This is a genomic window from Paraburkholderia sp. SIMBA_030 (assembly GCF_046535245.1).
Taxonomy (GTDB): domain Bacteria; phylum Pseudomonadota; class Gammaproteobacteria; order Burkholderiales; family Burkholderiaceae; genus Paraburkholderia.
In genome coordinates, this window is sequence record NZ_JAWRXB010000240.1 from 1 (window position 1) to 313 (window position 313).

1 protein-coding gene is annotated in these 313 nt (G+C 33.5%); it reads right to left on the reverse strand.

The window, feature by feature from the left end; genetic code table 11:
• Positions 1–313 (reverse strand): hypothetical protein (locus SB772_RS39830; RefSeq protein WP_410838495.1); only part of this gene is annotated, 313 nt, incomplete at both ends.

Genomic DNA, 313 nt, shown 5'->3' on the forward strand with positions numbered 1-313 from the left:
CTCTGTGCCATATATGGCGTTTCACGAGACGAAACCGTGGCTACCGTATCTTTTTTGAATAAAAAATGATACCCATCTTCTTTCTTAATAAAGGTACTGGCACGAAAATCAAGCTTTCCAATTTGGAATTTATCTTTTTTTTCTTCCGAAATATTAATTTTTTCAATTAAAAATACGAGATGTTCGCCACTACCAAGTTTGTTGTATTTAGTAAACCAATCTTTAATATCACCTGAGGCATTATTTTCAAATGCAATATTTACCTGATCTTTATGAAATTGCACTCCTCCAATTTCCGGAGACTCTCTTTGGT